Genomic DNA, 17,842 nt, shown 5'->3' with positions numbered 1-17,842 from the left:
ACCCGAGTCAAGGCTCAGGAGTCGTCGCCGTCCAGGCCGTCGGGTAGGCGCGTTGGGGTCCCGTCGAGCAACTCCATGGCGCCGAAGGCGTAGCGCGCCAGGATGAGCTGGCAAAGGTGTGGGTTGTCCCCGATGGGGGCGGTGACGGCGACGGCGCCGGCCCGCAGCGCGGCCTGCGCGTGGGCGCGGTAGGCGGGCGTGGGAGTGAGATGGAGGCTGCCCACCGCGATGTGTCTCCGGCCCTGCATGCGCAGCGACTGGACGGCCGCAGCGGTTGCCGTTCCGTCTCCGTCCTCGACGGCGAGCTGGACAGGCAACCTGTGGTGGGCGGACCACTGCCGTGCCCTGCGTGCCAGAAGGGAGGAGCCACGCACGTCTCCACCACCCGGGGCGGTGAGGATGAGTCCGTCGATTTCCAGGGCGCCCCCTCGGTGAAGGGCCTCCCGCACCCGTTCGTCGAGGATGTTGAGCACCTCGCCCGCAGGGCCGACGGGGCGGCTCACCGCGAGGTGGATGTCCGAGGAGTGCGAGAAGGTGTCCAACTCCGGGGGGTGCGCAGCGGCGGAGACCAGGTCCAGGGGCACCAGAACGGCCTCCGCCACGTCGTCGGCAACCAGGCTCTTGATGACGTCCTCAAGCCTGGGGGAGACGCCACCCAGCCTGGCGAGGTGGATGCGTAGATCTGGCCGGGCTTCACGGAGGGCGGCAGCAATGGCCTGTAGCGCCTCCGACACCGGCACGTCGTCCGGGCCTTCAGCCACGAGCACGATTGCCGGCGCCGTCATCGACTCTCTCTCATCGGGCCACAGAGCATGGCGGTTCGAGGATCTAGAGTGGGCGATGGCGGTTTCGAACCGCCGACCTCTTCGGTGTGAACGAAGCGCGCTACCACTGCGCCAATCGCCCCTAGCGAAACGCGAGTCTAGTAGAATCCGCGGGAGAACGCGAACCGACGTCGGGTGGCCGGTGCCGGAATCCCTCTGGCGGCTGATCCCCTGTCGTCCCACAGCCCCGTCTCGACCGACAGGGACCGCCTGACAACTGGGGCAAGACACGAGACGCGGAAAGAATCGACACACACTGCCGGCGGCACGGTGGTACGTTCAGCGTGACAACGCCGCGAGCGGCTGGGCGAGCCATTCGCGCGCTTCCCGGGGCGCGTGCAGGCGAAAGAACGGGCGGTCCGGGACACTCGCCCATCAGAACGACGATCCGCTCGGCTGTACTGCGACGGGTCTCCCACGACCAGCGGACGATGTGGTCCGGATCGGTGAACACGTGAACCGGCGCTGTGGACCGTAGCTAGCGACAAAGGCCGATCAGCTATCTCTGTATGGGATGAACGCTTCGACGGTGGCTGCCCCAAGCAGCAATAGCACGCTTGCTACCACCATTGCCCATTCAGAACGGGTGAGTCTCAGTTCCTTCCAACTGTGCCGCTCAGACCATTCCCGGGCAGGGAAGGTGTCCGAGACGAGCAGCGACTTGTTCACAGTGGCCGCGCAGATGAGGACGTAAGCGGTCGTTTCCCACAGCCCCACGAACAGGAACGCCTTGTTGGCGGCCTCAAAGTTCGGGAACGGCTCCATGAACCCGTTGGTCCCGGCCGTCCAGCCGATCGCGACCGCCTGCCAGAAGAGGATCAACAAGCCCACTGTGACTGCTCCGAAACGAACAAAAACGTTGCCTAGAGCAATCAGCCCGAGCAGCACGAGATTGTGGGCCATGATGAAGAGGAAGACATCCCAACCTTTGTCTACCTGAACCGCGGGGACATCCTGCCAGGCCTGAGGGTGCGAGAGGTAGCCGATGCCGGCCACCAACCAGGTGATGGTCATGAACGACAGCCAGATCAAGCCCGTCCTGACCCATGGATGCGAACCGAAAATGGAGTTCTTCATCGACACCCCCGCCGCCACCGTCATCTGCCGCCACCATTGATTGCCGCGTTCCGGGTGGGCGGCTGCAATGTGCCACCGGCCAGGAGTTGGTCAGCCAGCTCCCCGCGGCATCCATCACCCACGCTACTACAGGGCGTAGCGCTGGGCAGGTCTCGGTCAGATCCTCCGGCCCGGCGACAGCGCTCTGATGGCGGCTCATCGGGCCCCATGGCACCGCGACCAGCTGCCCGGCGCGCCGGACTACGAGCCCCGGTCGATCCGAGGCAGAGCACGGGGGAGTAGCGCTGGCCACTCGCAGGGCCCCGGCGTGGTCCTGAGCCCCCCGTGTAGGCGCGGCACAGGACTGTTCGTGGCTGTGGCTGAACGAGAGTGGCTGATTTGTGTCCTCCCCGGGGGTGCGCTAATGTTCTCTACGCGCCAGCTGCGGCTGTCCCACAAGGGCAAACGCACAGCGCATGCGGACGTGGCTCAGTTGGTAGAGCATCACCTTGCCAAGGTGAGGGTCGCGAGTTCGAATCTCGTCGTCCGCTCGGAGATGTGGTCTCTCCCAACCCGTTTGGGGAGGGTAAAACCTCCATCCCGGTGGAGTGGCCGAGAGGCGAGGCAACGGACTGCAAATCCGTGTACACGGGTTCAAATCCCGTCTCCACCTCGGGCGGTTGGCGCAGTGGTAGCGCGCTTCCCTGACACGGAAGAGGTCGGCGGTTCGAAACCGCCATCGCCCACGATGAGCCCCCCTCGCCAGGGGGCTCATTTGTCTTTCCGGCCGGAGTGCGGTCAGAACGTGGCAGTGGACCAGACAGCACCTGACTCCGCGATCAGCTCTACCCTCTCCAGCCGGCCGTCAGGCAGCGCGACGACCCACGATCCTCCTGCCTGGTCACCGTGCTGGTAGGACTCCAGCGTCCAGGTGCCGGCACTCCGTCGGGCGCCGTCGGACCCGACGATGATGCAGTCGTAGGTCATTCCGGGCTTGGCAGAGGTGACGGTGATGACGAGGTAGCTGCTCCCCGCCAGGTCGGTCACACCGACGGAGCCCACGGTCGCTCCGGCGCCGGTCACCAGCGCCGATGCAGCAGTGGCGCCTCCCGGCACCGACCCCACCGTCGGAACCGGGTCCTGCAGGAGGGCCAGGGTCCCTGCGACGCCGAGGGCCAGCCCCACGGCGATCGACGCGGCGACCGTGACGACCAGGTGCCGTCTCCACGTTCGGGAATCGGGACGGTCGGTCCGCGTGGCAGCGGCCCCGGGGCGGTCGTCGATGCCCATGGCGGCGAGGACCCGTCCCGAGAACCCCGCGGGCGGTGCGATCGACGGCGAGGCGGCGAGGGCGTGCTGCACGTCGTCCTCGATCGCGCTGTACTCGGCACGGCAGGTGCCGCAGGCGATGACATGCGCGGTGAGGCGGGTTCGCTCGGCGGGCTCCACGGCCTGCAAGGCGAGAGCGACGAGGTCGTCGTACTCGGGGTGCCAGTCAGCCATCGTCGACCTCCAGAGCCTGTCGCATCCGCCGCAGCCCGGTCCGGATTCTCGTCTTCGCGGTGCCCAGCGGGATCCCCTCGTGGTCCGCCACCTGTTGTGCCGTGTTGCCGGCGATCACCGAGAGGACCACTGCACGCGCCTGCTCCGGCGGAAGTTGCCGGAGTTGCCCCGCCGCTTCGGCGGCCTCCAGGCGGACGCCGATGTCATCGACCCGGCCGTCGCGCAGGGTCGTTGACACGAGGTGATCGAGCACCTCGTGGTCGATCGGGAAGGAGCGCCTCGCCCGGATCGCGTCGATGGCCAGGTTGCGGGTGATCGCCAGCAGCCAGGTCAGGACGGATCCGCGGCGCGCATCGTAGGTCGCGGCCGCCTTCCATGCCCGCAGGAACGCCTCCTGCGCGATCTCCTCCGCCAGCCCACGGTCGCGGATCACGGACAATGCCATGCCGAACACGGGGCCCTCGAACCTGCGCACGAATGCTGCCGCCGCCGCGTCGTCGTTGACGGCGAGGCCCGCGATCAGCGCCGCGTCCGGGGCGCGGTCCACGAGGGGGAACATCGTCACATCAGGGGATACGGGGGAGCGGCCCCGGGAGATTGCACCAAGGGTCAATCCATTTCGCCGCGTCAACCGTACCACCAGTAGCCCCTCGCCAGGGGTCGGCGCCGCTCACTGCGGCACCAGGTTCGGCCAGGAGGAGACATGACCACAACCACATCCTCGCGCATTCGGCTGATCGCCGGAAGCACCCTAGCCCTGGTGGCCCTCGCCGCATGTACGGGCCCTGCGACCACGAGCCCCGACCCAGCACCTTCTGCGTCGTCCGCGGGGGAGACATCGTCGTCCGCGGCGGAGACCACATCGTCCGAGTCATCGCCGGAGGCGACCATGTCGTCGTCGCCCGACGACGACGGCGCGGCGACCGGCGCTTTGGAGCTGATGATGGCTGACACCCCGCTGGGGACCATTCTCGTCGACGGTGCGGGGATGACCCTGTACATGTTCACCAACGACACGCCCAACATGAGCGCCTGCGAGGGCCAGTGCCTGGAGAACTGGCCGCCGTTGCTGGGCGAGCCGACGGAGGGCGCCGGAGTAGACGACTCCAAGCTCGGGACCATGACGCGCTCCGACGGAGAGGTCCAGGCCACCTACAACGGATGGCCGCTGTACTACTGGGTGGGCGACACCGCTCCCGGTGACACCACAGGACAAAACGTCCAAGGCGTGTGGTTCGTGCTGGACCGCGACGGCGAGCCCGTCAGGTGAGCCGACCATGGACCTCTTCGACCTGCCCCTGCACCCGCTCGTCGTGCACGCAGCGGTGGTCCTGGTGCCGATCGCGGCGCTCGGGGCGCTCGCGCTGGTCGCGATCCCCAATCTCCGCGCACGGTACGGGTGGCTGACAGTGGCGGTGGCCATCGCCGCAGCGGTGAGCGCGCTGACCGCACGATTCACGGGCGACGTGCTGATGGAGTCACTGGGGCTGGGCGGGGTTCCCCAGGTCCAGGCACACCGGATGTGGGGCGTCTGGGCGCCGTGGCCAGCGCTCATCCTCGCGCTGGTACTCCCTGTCCTCGTTCGTTTCGACGGCTCTCAGCGCGTCGTACTGGTCCGGGTGGGCGCTGCGGTGACGGTGGTCGCGGCCCTCACCAGTCTGGTGCTGATCGGGCTCACCGGCCACGCTGGGGCGACTGCGGTCTGGGGGCAGTGAGGGAAACCCAAGTATATGACCGATAAGCTGCATTATGTCACTTTGCCGTGATCGCGCCCCCTCGCACACCCCTTGACACCACTGGTGCATGCGCCGACAGTTGACGGATGCCAGCAGAAGCCGTCACCCGCCCCACCCCAGTGCCCGTCGAGGACTTCCTGGAGACCGTCACAGAGCGACGGCGCAACGAAGCCCACGAGCTCATGTCGATGATGCAGGACATCACCGGTGACAAGCCGACGATGTGGGGCCCGAGCATCATCGGCTTCGGGTCGCAGCACTACCGTTATGACACGGGCAGGGAGGGCGACATGCCCAGGCTGGGCTTCAGCCCCCGCAAGGCGACGCTCACCGTCTACTTCAACGAGGGCTTCGACCGCTACTACAGCGAACACCTGGCGAAGCTTGGCAAGCACAAGACCGGCGTATCGTGCCTCTATCTCACCAAACTCGCCGACGTCGACCTCGCCGTCCTGCGGCAGATGCTTGAGGCCTCCTACGCCCTGGGCGAATCACCGGCGGGGAAGGTGACCACCGTGGACCAGTACGTGGCTGCCGTCCCGGCAGATGCCCGGCCCATGTTCGACGAGCTGAGGGAGTTGGTGAAGGGAGCGCTCCCCCATGCCGACGAGGTGTTCAGCTACGGCATCATCGGCTACAAGCAAGGGAAAGGCCGGGCACAGGTCTTCGTATCCGGGTGGAAGGATCACGTGGCCGTCTATCCGGTCCCTGCGGACCCGGAGCTGGCTTCTGAGCTCGCATCCTACGTACGCGGGAAAGGGACCCTCTGGTTCCCGCTCACTGAGCCGCTCCCCCGTGACCTCATCCTGCGCCTAGTGGCCTCGCTGGCCGGCCCCGCGCCCGAAGGAAACAAGGCCCGCTCATGAGCGGGCCCGACCGCCCCGTCCTGGAGCCGCTGCCGGATGCCGGGTTCCGGCGCATCCTGTGCGTCGTGGCCCACCCCGACGACGTGGAATACGGACTGTCCGCGTGCGTGCATCACTGGGTAGCCCAAGGCGCGGAGGTGGCCTACCTTCTCCTCACCTCCGGTGAGGCGGGCATGCAGCGCCCGCCGGCCGAGGTGGGTCCACTGCGCGCGCTCGAGCAGCGCGCGGCCTGCGACGAAGTGGGCGTCACCGACCTCCAGATCCTCGACCATCCGGACGGCATGCTTGTCTACTCGCTCGATCTCCGCCGCGACGTGGCCCGCGCGATTCGCAGATTCAAGCCCGACGTTGTGGTGACGGGCTCCTGGGACGTGGAGGTGGGATGGGGACTCAACCAGGCAGACCACCGCGTGGCGGGCCTTGTCACCCTGGACGCGGTCCGTGACGCCGACAACACGTGGGTCCACCCCGAACTCGCCGCGGATGAAGGGTTGGCGAAGTGGGCCACCACGTGGCTGCTCGTCTCCGCCGACAACTCCCCCACGCACGGCGCCGTCCTGACCCGCGCCGATGTCGACGCGGGCGTGCGTTCCCTCGAAGCCCACGGCGCCTACCTGGCCGACATCCCGGACCACCCGGCCCCGGCGGACTTCATTCCGGAGATGCTGGCCGCCCAGGGCCGGGCGATGGGCACCGACTTCGCCTGCCTGTTCAGGGCCCACCGACTGACCCGGGACACTGCCTGATCGTCGCTACGCCCGGCCGCGACCACTGGTGTAAGCGAATCGGTCACAGCGACCGCCGCCGTCGCCTAGCTTTGGATGAGGCGCACCTCGCGCGCTGAATCTCTGACAAGGAGTTGTTGATGTTCGATTTCGACGAACTGCTGTCCACCCTCCCGATCGATCAACTGGCTCAGCGTGTCGGGGCGAGCCCGCAAGAGGTGGAGGCCGCAACGCGTAACGCACTCCCCGCACTTCTGATGGGCATGGGCGCCAACACGCGGGATCCTGACGGCGAGGCGTCGTTGGCCTCCGCGATCGGGCAGCACAGCCCTCAGCTCGTCCAGGGGGGCATCAACCTCGACGATGTGGACGAGGCGGACGGCGCCAAGATTGCCCACCACGTCTTCGGCGACAACGAGGAGCAGGTCGTCAACCAGCTGGGCGGCCTCGGCGGCGGCAACGCGTTGATTCAGAAGCTCCTGCCCATCCTCGCCCCCATCGTGATGTCGTGGCTGGCAGGAAAGCTGATGGGCCGTGACGAGGCCCAGGGCCAACCGCAGCAGCAATCGCCGACCGGTGGCGGTGGGCTGGGCGACATCCTGGGCCAGATCCTCGGTGGTGGTGCGGCGGCACCTCAGGCGCAGGCGCCGCGGGCGGAGCCGAGCGCCCAGCCGCAGTTCCGGCTGCCTACAGCAGGACCGGACGATGGCACCCTCCGGATGCCGGAGCCCGAGTCACGGCCCACGCAGACCCAGGCTCAACAGCAGCCGACGGTGCCCGGCGGACTCGGCGGCGGGATCCTCGGCGACATCCTGGGTGGTCTGCTCGGCGGAGGCCGTCGCTGAAACGCGGGTAGACCTCGTGTGCCCTGGGCCCTCCGCCCGGGGCACACCTGCGTCTGACCGCATTGGGCCCATCGTCAGGAGGCGCTCCGCCTCACAAAGCTGCAGCTCACTCGAACGGCGACGGGTCCCCGGCACCCACGCGGTCGACCACCGGCTCGTCGCCGCTCAGATCCACCACGGTTGTGGGCTCGACACCACAATCACCGGAGTCCAGCACCGCATCAATCTGATGGTCGAGCAGTTCCTTGATGCCCCAGCCGTCGGTGAGTGACTCGTCGTGGCCAGGCAGCAGCAGCGTCGACGACAGGAGTGGCGCACCCACTGTCTTGAGCAGGGCCAGGGTGGTGCGGTGATCCGGGATGCGCACACCGACGGTGCGCTTCTTCGGGTGCTGCATCATCTTCGGCACCTCGCGGGACGCCTTGAGGATGAACGTGTAAGGCCCGGGCGTGGCTGCCTTGACGGCGCGGAAAGCCCAGTTGTCCATCTCGACGTAGGCGCCGAGCTTGGCGAACTCGTCGACCACCAGGGTGAAGTGGTGCTTGTCGTCGAGCTGCCTGATCCGTCTGATCCGCTCGATCCCCTGCGCGTTGCCGAGCGCGCACCCCAGAGCGAAGCAGGAGTCCGTCGGGTAGGCGATGAGGCCCCCGCCCTCCAGGATCCTGGCGATCTGCGCCAGTGCCCTGGGTTGCGGGTTGTCTGGATGGACGTCGAAGTACTGGGCCATGGGCCCAGGCTACCGAAACCTCAGAGCACGGCGGCGGAGATGGCATTCACCTCATCGCCGGTGAGATCCAGGTCCATGGCGCCGGCGGAGTCGATGATGGATTCCGGCCGCGAGGCGCCCGGGATCACGATGACATGGTCCCCCAAGGCAAGCTCCCACGCCAGGGTCACCCGCTGAGGAGACACCCCGTGGGCAGCCGCGATCTCCGCCAGGACGGGGAATCGGGAACCGACCGCGGCTGCCCCGCCGCCGGTGCCGCCCAAGGGTGACCAGGGCAGGAATGCGATGCCGTGACGGGCGCAGAAGTCGAGCTCGGACTTGCTGGTGTCATTGAACCGGGGGGAGAACTCGTTCTGGACGGCGGCGAGCTCGCCTGCGCCCAGGACGTCGACGGCGATCTGGATCTCCTCGACGTTGGCGTTCGAGATGCCGATCTCCGCGATCAAGCCCTCCGCCTTGAACGCGGCGAGGGTCTCCATCACGCTCCCATAGACGCGAGTGCGGTCCGGGCGGTGCAGATAGAACAGGTCCAGCTTGTCCACCCCCAGCGTCGCCAGAGCGGACTCCAGCCGGCTGCGAAGATAGTCCGGCGCCGAGTTACGGCCCCAGGTCTCCCCCACGCCGCGCGTGATGCCGGCCTTCGTGGCCACCACGACGTTGCTCACATCGCCGTCGTAGCTGCGCAGCGCGTGGGCGACGATCCGCTCGTTGTGGCCCAGTGCATCCCAACTCGGCGCGTAGATGTCCGCGGTATCGATGAGGGTGACACCGGAGTCCAGGGCGGCGTGGACCGTGGCAATCGCCTGCTCCTCGGAGGGCTTCTCCGGCTTGTCGCTCATGGAGAATGGCATGGCTCCGAGGCCCACCGGGGAGACTGAGAACTGGCCGATACGGCGCTGCTTCGTTGTGGTCATGTCAGTCACTCTACTTCCCGCGCAGGGGGTCCACCGGGGAGGTGCGGGTGGCGGAGACCGCCACCTCACCCGGCATGAACGGGAGGCTGACGTCTCTCATCTCGATGAGGCAGCGGACCTCGGCGCTGACCGTGGCGCGCTCCCCCACGCTCCGACCCACCCCGTCGGCGTCGACGGTGACCCGGGTGTCGCGGCAGACGATGTTGCGCTGCGCCAGCGACGCGCGGGCCGAGTCCAGCGCCGCCGCCCGGGCGCTCGACGTGACCCGCTCCAGGGACGCTGCCCGCGCCGCCGCGGCCGCAGCCGAGCCGACGGCCTGATCCGCGATGGCCACCCGTGCCAGGGTGATGAGGAGGCCGATGAACAGCACCAGCACCGGCAGGATCACCACCGCCTCAACAGAGAGGGCCAACCCCCGCTGCGCACCCCTGCGAGCCTCACCGATCATGACCCGGTCAGCCGCTCGGTCTGCACGGTGACCGCCTTGCTGATCTCGCGGGGCCACACGACGACGACCGCGCGCCCGCGGACCGTGGCCGTGGTGCTCCGGGCGCCGCGGGCGATCTCGACCCGGACGCCGGACAGCGCCCCGTTGTCCGCCACCTCAGCGGCCGCTACCTCCCCGTCGGCCCGGGTCCCGTTGTATGCCGAGGCGACGGCCGCGCCCTGCTGTGCGGCGGCCAGCGCCGTAGCTTCGGCCCAGTACTGCAGCGACCACTGAAGCAGGCTGAACATGATCCCGATGCTGACCGGCAGCAGGACCACAGCCTGGACCGAGCCGCTCAATCCGCGCTCGTTTCGCCGCACTCTCATGGGGACATCGTGCCAAGTGTGGGGGTCATCCGCGAACGCCTGTGGACAACCCCGGTCCTGCGGTGCATCGTCGCCCCAGAGCCGCCGCTCCGGGGCGCGTGCAATAGGGTGGAATCCACACAGAACTTCACGAAAGGACCCTCATGGTCAAGAAGGTAGCCATCCTCACGGCCGGCGGATTCGCCCCCTGCCTTTCCTCCGCCATCGGTGGCCTGATCGAGCGTTACACGCAGGTGGCACCGGAGATCGAGATCATCGCCTACCGCCACGGGTACCAAGGCCTGCTCAAGGGCGACTACCTCGTCGTCGACGACACGGTGCGCGCCAACGCGGCACTTCTGCACAAGTTCGGCGGGTCTCCGGTGGGCAACTCCCGCGTCAAGCTGACCAACGCCAAGGACCTCGTCAAGCGCGGACTGGTCGCGGAGGGGGCCAACCCGCTCCAGGTGGCAGCGGACCGCCTGGTGGCAGACGGCGTAGATGTGCTGCACACCATCGGCGGCGACGACACCAACACCACCGCAGCAGACCTCGCCGCCTACCTCGCCGAACACGACTACGGCCTGACCGTCGTGGGCCTGCCCAAGACCATCGACAACGACGTCATCCCGATCAAGCAGTCCCTAGGCGCGTGGACCGCGGCCGAGCAGGGCGCCGTCTTCGCCAAGAACATCGTCGGTGAACACAACTCCGGCTCACGCATGCTCATCGTCCACGAGGTGATGGGCCGTCACTGCGGGTGGCTCACCGCCGCCACCGCGGCCGAGTACCGCGCCTGGCTGGACACGCAGGAGTGGCTGCCGGAGATCGGACTGTCGCGGGAGGCGTGGGACGTCCACGGCGTCTACGTGCCCGAAGGCGTCATCGACATCGCCAAGGAGGCCGAACGCCTTGGAAAGATCATGGACGAGGTGGGCAACGTCACCATCTTCCTGTCCGAGGGTGCCGGCCTGGACGCCATCGTCGCCGAGATGGAGGGCGCGGGCGAGGAGGTCCCGCGCGACCCGTTCGGGCACGTGAAGCTGGACAAGATCAACCCCGGTGCCTGGTTCGCGTCGAAGTTCGCTGACAAGCTGAACGCGGAGAAGGTCATGATCCAGAAGTCCGGATACTTCTCCCGCTCCGCCGCCGCCAACGACGCGGATCTCGCCCTCATCAAGGAGTGCACAGACCTCGCCGTCGACTCCGCCCTGAAGGGCGAGGCCGGTGTCATCGGCCACGACGAGGAGAACGGTGATGTGCTGAGCGCCATCGCGTTCGACCGGATCAAGGGCGGAAAGCCGTTCGACCTCAACCAGGACTGGTTCAAGGAGATGCTGGCCTCCATCGGCCAGGACTTCCCCACCGTTACCGCCGCCCACTGACCGCCCGCGTGCCGGCCCCGGCATGCTCGTGAACCCGCCGTCCGCACTTCCCCTTCCACCGGGGGCGGGCGGCGGGTCCGGTTCCCCCCTCGGATGCAGAACGCAACCCAGAGAGGTGTTCCGCTGCTGGGCGGCTGCGTGTACTGTGAGCGCGTGAGCAGGATCGAATCGTTTCGACAGTTTGCCAACGGCGTGTGGTTCGGCGGCGACTACAACCCGGAGCAGTGGCCGTCGAGTGTTCTCGACGAGGACATGGACCTGATGGCCGCCGCCCATGTCAACACCGCGACCGTCGGGGTGTTCGCCTGGTCGTCGCTGGAGCCGGCCGAGGGTCGCTACACCTTCGGCTGGCTGGACGATGCCATGGACAGGCTGCACGCGGCGGGCGTGCGGGTGATCCTGGCCACCCCCACGGCCTCTCCCCCGCCCTGGTTCACGTGCGCCCACCCGGAGGCGCTGCCGGTCACGGCCGACGGGGTGCGCCTCATCCACGGCAGCCGCGACACCTACAATCCGGCTGCCCCCGCGTACCGGGAGGCGGCGGTGCGGATCACCCGCGTGCTGGCGGAGCGCTACGGCGCGCATCCCGCCCTGGCGATGTGGCACCTGCACAACGAGTACGGAACCCTCTCCCACGGTCCTGTCACCGACGAGGCCTTCCGGGCGTGGCTGCGGAGACGCTATGCCGATCTCGACGCCCTGAACGCAGCCTGGAACACGCCGTTCTGGTCCCAGATCTACAGCGACTGGCAGGACCTCCACACCCCGCAGGCCACCCAGTACCTCCCCAACCCCTCGCACGTCCTCGACTTCCGACGATTCAGCGCCGACGTGCTGCTGGACTGCCTCCGCGACCAGGTGGCCGTGGTGCGCGAGCTCACCCCGGGCGTTCCGACCACCACCAACTTCATGCTCCCCACCTGGAACCACTACGACCAGTGGGCCTTCGCCCGCGAGATCGACGTGGTCTCGATCGATCACTATCTCGACGATGCCGGCCCGGCGGGCGAGACCCACGTGGCCTTCGGCGCGGACCTTGCCCGGTCGTTCGCCGGCGGCAGGCCCTGGCTGCTGATGGAACAGGCGACCAGCCTCATTTACGACTATGCCGGCGGCCGGATGCTCCCCAAGGAGCCGGCCCGGATGCGCAGAAACACCTACCAGTACCTGGCCCGTGGCGCCATGGGCTCCCTGTTCTTCCAGTGGCGCTCCCCCCTGGTGGGCGCCGAGTTCTTTCACTCCGCGATGGTGCCGCACGTGGGCGCGGACTCGCGGATCTTCCGGGAGCTCGCCGAGTTGGGAGCGGAGCTGGAGTCGGTGGCCGAGGCGGTCGCGGATCCTGGGGAAGGTCCCGTCGTCGAGGCACGGGTGGCCATCGTGTGGAGCGCCGACGCCTGGTGGGCTGCCCAGACCCCGGCCCTGCCGTCGGCCGACGTGGAGTTCCTGCCGGCCGTGCGAGGCGTGCACACCGCGCTCTGGGAGCTGGGTGTGGTGGCCGATGTGGTGTCCCCCGATGGGGATCTGTCCGCCTACGACGTGGTCCTGGTGCCCTCCCTGCTCGCCGTCAGCGACGCTCAGGCCTCGGCCTTCGCCCGTCACGTCGAGCAGGGCGGCCACCTCGCCGTGTGGCACTTCGCGGGCTCCACCGACGAGCACCTCCGTGTGCGACAGGGCAGCTACTCGGGTGCGTTCGCGGAGCTCGCGGGCATCCGGGTCGAGGAGCATGTGCCCTTGCCCGATGCGTCGCGGGTCACCCTGTCCGACGGCTCTTCGGGTGGCTCCTGGACCGAGGTGCTCCAGCTGCGGGGCGCCGAGGCAGTGGCGAGCTACACCGCCGATGCCCATCCGGTCATCGGTGCCGGCGCACCGGCCGTCACCCGTCTTGTCCGGCCTGGCGGTGGGCACGTCCACTATGTGTCGACGCGGCTCGAGGCTGCGTCCCTGACAGTGTTCCTGGCGCGGGTCCTCGCCGAGGCGGGCCTGCCCACCGCACCCTACGACGGGCTGGAGCTGGTGCGCCGACGCGCGGGCGGCGCCAGCTACCTCTTCGCCATCAACCACACCGACACCCCCCGGGCAGTGGACGTGTCCGGGCTGAACCTGCTCAGCGGCGAGGAGATCCAGGGCCGGCACACGATCGCAGCGGGCGACGTCGCCGTGGTGCGCGAATCCAACCCCGGCGGTGGCGCAGCATGACCAGCCTGACCTACCGGCATGCCTCCAAGTCCTGGCTGGACCGACTGCCCCTGGGCAATGGGCGTCTGGGCGCGATGGTGGGCGTGGAACCGACCCGGGTGCGCATCGGGCTCAACGAGGCCACCGCCTGGTCAGGTGGGGTCGGCTCAGCGGCCCAGGGATTGGTCGATCCCCTGGACGCGTCCGCCGCTCTGTCCCGCGGCCGCGCCCTGATCGACGCGGACGATCCGGTGGGCGCCGAGGAGGCGCTGCGCCCCCTGCAGCACGGCTACTCGCAGGCCTTCCTGCCGGTGGGGGAAGTGGAAGTGCAGCTCCCCACCGCCGGTGCCGCCGTGACCCGGACCCTGGATCTGACCACCGGCGTCCACACCGCCGCCCTCACCGTCGACGGCGGCACCTGGGAGATGACCACCGCCACCTGCCTGGAGGATGACGTGCTGGTCCACACCGTGCGCTCCAGCACCCCGGGTGAGGTGAGGATCAGCCTGTCGACGCCGCTGAAGGTCGTGTCCACGGAGGTGGCGGCCGACGCCCTCACGCTGGTCGCGGCGCTCCCGGCAGACGTCGCGCCGAGTCACGAGCCCGACTCGCCGGCCCTGACCTGGGACCTGCCAGGCATCGAGCCGCTGCACGCCGTCGTGCGGCTGCGTGTCACCACGGACGGCGAGCCTGCCGCCGACGGGGAGGCCCTCCTGATCCGAGGCGCCACGTCCACGCACGTGGCGGTCGCCTTGGAGACCACCTTCACCAGCGCCACTCGACCACCCGAGGCGCTCCAGGACGCCATCGGCAGGGCAGTCATGCGCGCCACCGCCGTGCCCGACGAGGCCCTACGCCGGCACGTACTCGCCCATGCAGAGCGCGCCCGACGCTTCACGGTGCGCCTGGGCCCTGATCGCGCCTTCGACGGGGCGGCCGCGACCGGGCGGGATCCCGCTGAGCGCCTCCGCGCCGGGGCTGCGGGCGGCGACGTGCCCGCAACCGACCCGGCCCTGGTGGCGCTCCTCCTCGAGTACTGTCGCTACCTGCTGCTCAGCTCCAGCCGCGACGGTTGCCTGCCGGCGAACCTCCAGGGGATCTGGAACGCTGAGCTGCAGCCCCCCTGGTCGTCGGCCTACACGCTCAATATCAACCTGCCTATGAACTACTGGGGCGCCGAGAGCACTGGGGCCTCCGGTAGTCATCGAGCGCTCCTTCCTCTCCTGGAGGCATTGGCGGAGCGCGGGCAGGACACCGCACGTCGCCTCTACGGAGCGCGAGGCTGGGTGGCGCATCACAACTCGGACGCTTGGGCCTACACGCTCCCCACCAATGGCGACGCGTCCTGGTCGCAGTGGGCGATGGGTGGAGCGTGGCTGGTGCGCCAGTTCGACGAACAGCGACGCTTCGGCGGGATGGATGAGGACACGCTGCGGCGCTTCTGGCCCGTTGCCCGCGGAGCCTCGCGGTTCCTGCTGGACTTTCTGCGCCTGGACGCCGACGGGGTGCCCTTCACGAGCCCGTCGACCTCCCCGGAGAACCGCTACCTCCATCAGGGCCGGCCGGCATCGCTGACCCGGTCCTCGGCGATGGACCGCGCCCTGGTCCGGGACGTCCTCCTGCTCACCGCGGAGATCGCGGCCACGTGTGACCCGGAGGATCCGATCGCGCACGAGGCGCGGAAGATGGCCACCCGGATACCGGGGCCCCGGGTCTCGGCGGACGGCACGGTCGCGGAGTGGGGGGAGCCGCGCGAGCAGGAGGATGTGCAGCATCGGCACCTGTCTCACCTGTTCGGCTGGTACCCCGGGGCCGCTGAGCCCGGCCCGGTGGACGCCGCGGCCGCCGCGACACTCGACGCCCGCGGTGACGACTCAACGGGCTGGTCGTTGGCCTGGAAGATCGCGCTGCGCGCGCGCCTGGGCGACGGTGCGGCGGTGGGTCGTCTGCTCAACCTCGTGCTGAGGCCGGCCGACGATGGGGCGGGGATCGCGCACCGAGGTGGGCTCTACCCCAATCTGTTCGCGGCTCATCCCCCGTTCCAGATCGACGGCAACCTCGGCTTCCTCGGCGCCTTCGTCGAGTCCCTGCTGCAGAGCCACCGCCCAGGCAGGATCGAGGTGCTGCCGGCGCTCGCCCCAGGCCTCGACGATGGTGCGGTCACCGGCCTGGTTGCGCGTCCCGGGATCCACGTGGACCTGGCCTGGCGGCACCGCCGGCCGACCCGGGTCACACTCGCGGCGCGTTCACCGCAGCACGCGGGCAGGTACCTCCTTGCCCACTGCGGAGAGGAACTGGACGTCGAGGTGCCGGCACAGGGCCGGGTCCACGTCGACTTCGATCCCGCCCACTAGCGTCCTGGGTTCAGCGACGCCTCAGAGCGACCAGTCGACGCACCAGTGTGGCGAGGGCGGCGCCGAGGCCCAGACCGGTGGCCGCACCCACCCCGTAGCCCAGCGTGGCTCCGATCCGGACGCTCCTGCCTGCTACGTCCTGCCGGACACCTCGCTCAGGGTCCGTCGACAGGGGCGGCAGGGGCTCGGCGCGGCGCAGGTCATCGAGGGTTCGCGTGGCCGCCCACCGACGCGGCGCCCCGGCCGCCCCGGCGGGTCGGGTCTCGTCCACGTCGATGCGGCTCGCCTCAAGGAGGTCCGAGGTGTTGTCGGCCCGTTTGCGGGCGAGCTCGGCCGCCCACACGTCGTGCGTCCCCACCCATGCAGCCGACATGAGGATGATGGTGGCGAGGATGTTGAACACAAGCATCAGCACGATGGTGGAGCCGAAGACGGCGATCGCCGGATTCCGTGAGAACACTCCCACCAGCCGGCCCGCGATCTGCTGGAGCGCGGTGACCGAGACCGCACCGATCAGGGTGCCGGTCAGCCAGGCCTTTGGCGCTGCGGTGGCCCTGGGGAGCACCACAAAGAGGAAGGCGATCAGAATCCAGCTCGCCACCAGGCTCAGCGCGAGCCCCACGGCCTGGAACACGAACCCGATCCCTGGGAGATGGCTCCAGCCGAGCCACTCGATCACCTGCCTGGAAAAGCCGCCGCCGATCGAGGCGACGCCCAGGCTCAGCCCCACCGTCGCGAGCAGACCGACGAAGATGACCAGGTTGATGGCGAGCTCGACGAAGAAGTTGCCCTTCAAGGCGCCGTCGCTGAACGAGTCGGCCCACATCACCCGCACGGCGCGTTTCAGGTTGCCCACCCAGTTCGAGCCGGAGTAGCCGGCGGTCGCGAGCGCCACGAGTGTGACCGAGGCCCAGTTGGAGAACGCGTCATCGACCACGGCCCTGAGGCTCTTGGCGAGGCTGCTGGTGCCGAGCTCTGCGTCGATGGTCTCCTTGATCTGGTCCAACAGGTCTGGCCGCAGCACGGTGAGCGTCAGGCCCAGCATCGAGAAGGCGAACATGAGGATGGGGACCATGGAGAGCACCGAGAAGTACGTGACTCCTGCGGCGAACTGGGGGCCGAGCCGCTTGTTGTACCGGTCCATCGCTGCCATGCCGTGGGCAACGACGGGGTGGGCGGTCACCTTCTCGATCCAGTCCTTCACGGACCAGACCTTACCCCCGTGCCTCGGACCGTGTGGGTGCTCAGACGACCCGGGCGCGGCGACGCTGTGCCAGCTCGTCGGAGGGATCCGACGGCTCGACGACGGTCGACTCCACGGTGCGCTCCCCCGGCAGGGACGCAAGGGTGCCCTCCAACTCGCGCCACACGCTGCTGACCGAGATCATGAACATGCCCTGACCGCCGCGGGTGAGGTCGAACAGTTCGTTGGCGGAGGTCACCTCGTAGACGCTGAACCCGTCGCTGACGAGGGTGAGTTCGGTGAGGTCGTCGACCCCCCGGGTGTGAAGGTGGTCGATGGCCACCCTGATCTGGTGCAGCGAGATCCCAATGTCGAGGAAGCGCTTCACCACGCGCAGCAGCAGGATGTCGCGGAAGGAGTAGAGACGCTGGGTACCGGAGCCTTCGGCGTTACGGATGGACGGGACTACCAAGCCGGTCCGAGCCCAGTAATCGAGCTGGCGGTAGGTGATTCCTGCCACGCGGTGGGCGATCGGGCCGCGGTAACCGGTGTCACTGGGAACGGGCGCGAAGTCGCCGTCGAAGAGCAGGGCTTGCAGCGGCTCGGCCTCTGGCGTCTCGGTCACGTTCCCTCACTTCCTACGGCGGCGATGGATCATCGACGTGGCTGACGCTAATCGGGCGCGCGGGCACCGGTCCGCGACACGCCCGAGCCGCCCTGAGAAAGTTGCCGGACCGACGAGCGCACTCTGGTTGGC

At 68.8% G+C, this 17,842-nt stretch carries 18 protein-coding genes and 4 tRNA genes; 11 read left to right on the top strand and 11 right to left on the bottom strand.

Annotation, left to right across the window (positions count from 1 at the left end; translation table 11 throughout):
* Positions 1-14 precede the first annotated feature (14 nt).
* The 3 genes from H5399_RS09660 to H5399_RS09650 all read right to left on the bottom strand — a co-directional run bounded on the left by H5399_RS09660 (position 15) and on the right by H5399_RS09650 (position 1,925).
* Entirely contained in the window at positions 15-785 is a 771-nt protein-coding gene (locus H5399_RS09660; protein ID WP_182782834.1) for a sirohydrochlorin chelatase, read from the bottom strand.
* Between the two features lie 49 nt (positions 786-834).
* Positions 835-906, bottom strand: a tRNA-Val gene (locus tag H5399_RS09655).
* Positions 907-1,319: 413 nt separating this feature from the next.
* Positions 1,320-1,925 (bottom strand): stage II sporulation protein M, encoded by a 606-nt coding sequence (locus tag H5399_RS09650; RefSeq protein WP_182782833.1) that lies wholly within the window; start codon positions 1,923-1,925, stop codon positions 1,320-1,322.
* A gap of 433 nt (positions 1,926-2,358) precedes the next feature.
* Between H5399_RS09650 and H5399_RS09645 the strand changes: the two genes are divergently transcribed.
* The 3 genes from H5399_RS09645 (at position 2,359) to H5399_RS09635 (ending at position 2,626) form a co-directional block, all read left to right on the top strand.
* Positions 2,359-2,431 (top strand) — tRNA-Gly (locus tag H5399_RS09645).
* A gap of 51 nt (positions 2,432-2,482) precedes the next feature.
* Positions 2,483-2,553, top strand: a tRNA-Cys gene (locus H5399_RS09640).
* A 1-nt stretch (position 2,554) separates the two neighbouring features.
* A tRNA-Val gene (locus tag H5399_RS09635) sits at positions 2,555-2,626 on the top strand.
* A gap of 52 nt (positions 2,627-2,678) precedes the next feature.
* Here the strand turns inward: H5399_RS09635 and H5399_RS09630 are convergent.
* The gene (locus H5399_RS09630) at positions 2,679-3,383 is read right to left on the bottom strand and encodes a hypothetical protein (protein ID WP_182782832.1); all 705 of its coding nucleotides are present in this window, start codon (positions 3,381-3,383) and stop codon (positions 2,679-2,681) included.
* Positions 3,376-3,942, bottom strand: coding sequence for a sigma-70 family RNA polymerase sigma factor (locus H5399_RS09625; protein ID WP_182782831.1), 567 nt, complete (start codon positions 3,940-3,942; stop codon positions 3,376-3,378). The genes H5399_RS09630 and H5399_RS09625 overlap by 8 nt, the downstream gene beginning before the upstream one ends.
* A gap of 330 nt (positions 3,943-4,272) precedes the next feature.
* Here H5399_RS09625 and H5399_RS09620 point away from each other — a divergent pair, with 330 nt between their 5' ends.
* The 5 genes from H5399_RS09620 to H5399_RS09600 all read left to right on the top strand — a co-directional run bounded on the left by H5399_RS09620 (position 4,273) and on the right by H5399_RS09600 (position 7,555).
* Positions 4,273-4,653 carry a hypothetical protein gene (locus H5399_RS09620; RefSeq protein WP_220490939.1) on the top strand — a complete coding sequence of 127 codons (381 nt, stop codon included), beginning with the start codon at positions 4,273-4,275 and terminating at the stop codon, positions 4,651-4,653.
* 7 nt (positions 4,654-4,660) lie between these two features.
* Entirely contained in the window at positions 4,661-5,098 is a 438-nt protein-coding gene (locus H5399_RS09615) for a DUF2231 domain-containing protein (protein ID WP_182782829.1), read from the top strand.
* A gap of 107 nt (positions 5,099-5,205) precedes the next feature.
* Positions 5,206-5,985: a DUF1801 domain-containing protein gene (locus H5399_RS09610; RefSeq protein ID WP_182782828.1), complete on the top strand. Its 780-nt coding sequence runs from the start codon at positions 5,206-5,208 to the stop codon at positions 5,983-5,985.
* Complete coding sequence (locus tag H5399_RS09605; RefSeq protein ID WP_182782827.1) at positions 5,982-6,731, top strand: PIG-L deacetylase family protein; 750 nt, start codon at positions 5,982-5,984, stop codon at positions 6,729-6,731. Before H5399_RS09610 ends, H5399_RS09605 begins: the two co-directional genes overlap by 4 nt.
* A 119-nt stretch (positions 6,732-6,850) precedes the next feature.
* Complete coding sequence (locus H5399_RS09600; RefSeq protein ID WP_182782826.1) at positions 6,851-7,555, top strand: DUF937 domain-containing protein; 705 nt, start codon at positions 6,851-6,853, stop codon at positions 7,553-7,555.
* A 106-nt stretch (positions 7,556-7,661) separates the two neighbouring features.
* On the opposite strand, the gene H5399_RS09595 is transcribed toward H5399_RS09600, so the two are convergent.
* The 4 genes from H5399_RS09595 to H5399_RS09580 are packed head-to-tail and all read right to left on the bottom strand — an operon-like array spanning position 7,662 to position 10,009.
* Positions 7,662-8,282, bottom strand: a complete 621-nt coding sequence (locus H5399_RS09595) for an L-threonylcarbamoyladenylate synthase (protein WP_182782825.1) — start codon at positions 8,280-8,282, stop codon at positions 7,662-7,664.
* 20 nt (positions 8,283-8,302) lie between these two features.
* Positions 8,303-9,196: an aldo/keto reductase gene (locus H5399_RS09590; RefSeq protein ID WP_182782824.1), complete on the bottom strand. Its 894-nt coding sequence runs from the start codon at positions 9,194-9,196 to the stop codon at positions 8,303-8,305.
* A gap of 10 nt (positions 9,197-9,206) precedes the next feature.
* Positions 9,207-9,644, bottom strand: coding sequence for a TadE/TadG family type IV pilus assembly protein (locus tag H5399_RS09585; protein ID WP_182782823.1), 438 nt, complete (start codon positions 9,642-9,644; stop codon positions 9,207-9,209).
* On the bottom strand, positions 9,641-10,009 hold the full coding sequence (locus H5399_RS09580; protein ID WP_182782822.1) for a pilus assembly protein: 369 nt from the start codon (positions 10,007-10,009) through the stop codon (positions 9,641-9,643). The genes H5399_RS09585 and H5399_RS09580 overlap by 4 nt, the downstream gene beginning before the upstream one ends.
* Before the next feature lie 143 nt (positions 10,010-10,152).
* Between H5399_RS09580 and H5399_RS09575 the strand changes: the two genes are divergently transcribed.
* From H5399_RS09575 to H5399_RS09565, 3 genes are all read left to right on the top strand, one after another.
* Entirely contained in the window at positions 10,153-11,373 is a 1,221-nt protein-coding gene (locus tag H5399_RS09575) for a pyrophosphate--fructose-6-phosphate 1-phosphotransferase (protein WP_182782821.1), read from the top strand.
* Between the two features lie 153 nt (positions 11,374-11,526).
* Complete coding sequence (locus H5399_RS09570; RefSeq protein ID WP_370585732.1) at positions 11,527-13,569, top strand: beta-galactosidase; 2,043 nt, start codon at positions 11,527-11,529, stop codon at positions 13,567-13,569.
* On the top strand, positions 13,566-15,902 hold the full coding sequence (locus H5399_RS09565) for a glycoside hydrolase N-terminal domain-containing protein (RefSeq protein WP_182782819.1): 2,337 nt from the start codon (positions 13,566-13,568) through the stop codon (positions 15,900-15,902). Before H5399_RS09570 ends, H5399_RS09565 begins: the two co-directional genes overlap by 4 nt.
* A gap of 10 nt (positions 15,903-15,912) precedes the next feature.
* On the opposite strand, the gene H5399_RS09560 is transcribed toward H5399_RS09565, so the two are convergent.
* The gene (locus tag H5399_RS09560) at positions 15,913-17,106 is read right to left on the bottom strand and encodes a YhjD/YihY/BrkB family envelope integrity protein (protein WP_182782818.1); all 1,194 of its coding nucleotides are present in this window, start codon (positions 17,104-17,106) and stop codon (positions 15,913-15,915) included.
* A 40-nt stretch (positions 17,107-17,146) separates the two neighbouring features.
* Positions 17,147-17,710: a MerR family transcriptional regulator gene (locus tag H5399_RS09555; protein ID WP_182782817.1), complete on the bottom strand. Its 564-nt coding sequence runs from the start codon at positions 17,708-17,710 to the stop codon at positions 17,147-17,149.
* Positions 17,711-17,842: the final 132 nt, after the last annotated feature.

Origin of the sequence: Tessaracoccus sp. MC1627 (assembly GCF_014164725.1) — a bacterium.
Lineage (GTDB): Bacteria > Actinomycetota > Actinomycetes > Propionibacteriales > Propionibacteriaceae > Arachnia.
Note: the sequence above shows the minus strand (reverse complement) of the source record. Positions and strands in the feature narration are given on the sequence as shown.

Excerpts from the sequence above, each read along its gene's own strand:
- H5399_RS09595 (WP_182782825.1), bottom strand. The coding sequence starts at position 8,282 with ATGGCCCAGTACTTCGACGTCCATCCAGACAACCCGCAACCCAGGGCA.
- H5399_RS09600 (WP_182782826.1), top strand. The coding sequence starts at position 6,851 with ATGTTCGATTTCGACGAACTGCTGTCCACCCTCCCGATCGATCAACTG.
- H5399_RS09575 (WP_182782821.1), top strand. The coding sequence starts at position 10,153 with ATGGTCAAGAAGGTAGCCATCCTCACGGCCGGCGGATTCGCCCCCTGC.
- H5399_RS09620 (WP_220490939.1), top strand. The coding sequence starts at position 4,273 with ATGTCGTCGTCGCCCGACGACGACGGCGCGGCGACCGGCGCTTTGGAG.
- H5399_RS09565 (WP_182782819.1), top strand. The coding sequence starts at position 13,566 with ATGACCAGCCTGACCTACCGGCATGCCTCCAAGTCCTGGCTGGACCGA.
- H5399_RS09660 (WP_182782834.1), bottom strand. The coding sequence starts at position 785 with ATGACGGCGCCGGCAATCGTGCTCGTGGCTGAAGGCCCGGACGACGTG.
- H5399_RS09580 (WP_182782822.1), bottom strand. The coding sequence starts at position 10,009 with ATGAGAGTGCGGCGAAACGAGCGCGGATTGAGCGGCTCGGTCCAGGCT.
- H5399_RS09585 (WP_182782823.1), bottom strand. The coding sequence starts at position 9,644 with ATGATCGGTGAGGCTCGCAGGGGTGCGCAGCGGGGGTTGGCCCTCTCT.
- H5399_RS09610 (WP_182782828.1), top strand. The coding sequence starts at position 5,206 with ATGCCAGCAGAAGCCGTCACCCGCCCCACCCCAGTGCCCGTCGAGGAC.
- H5399_RS09650 (WP_182782833.1), bottom strand. The coding sequence starts at position 1,925 with ATGACGGTGGCGGCGGGGGTGTCGATGAAGAACTCCATTTTCGGTTCG.
- H5399_RS09605 (WP_182782827.1), top strand. The coding sequence starts at position 5,982 with ATGAGCGGGCCCGACCGCCCCGTCCTGGAGCCGCTGCCGGATGCCGGG.
- H5399_RS09590 (WP_182782824.1), bottom strand. The coding sequence starts at position 9,196 with ATGACCACAACGAAGCAGCGCCGTATCGGCCAGTTCTCAGTCTCCCCG.
- H5399_RS09630 (WP_182782832.1), bottom strand. The coding sequence starts at position 3,383 with ATGGCTGACTGGCACCCCGAGTACGACGACCTCGTCGCTCTCGCCTTG.
- H5399_RS09625 (WP_182782831.1), bottom strand. The coding sequence starts at position 3,942 with ATGTTCCCCCTCGTGGACCGCGCCCCGGACGCGGCGCTGATCGCGGGC.
- H5399_RS09615 (WP_182782829.1), top strand. The coding sequence starts at position 4,661 with ATGGACCTCTTCGACCTGCCCCTGCACCCGCTCGTCGTGCACGCAGCG.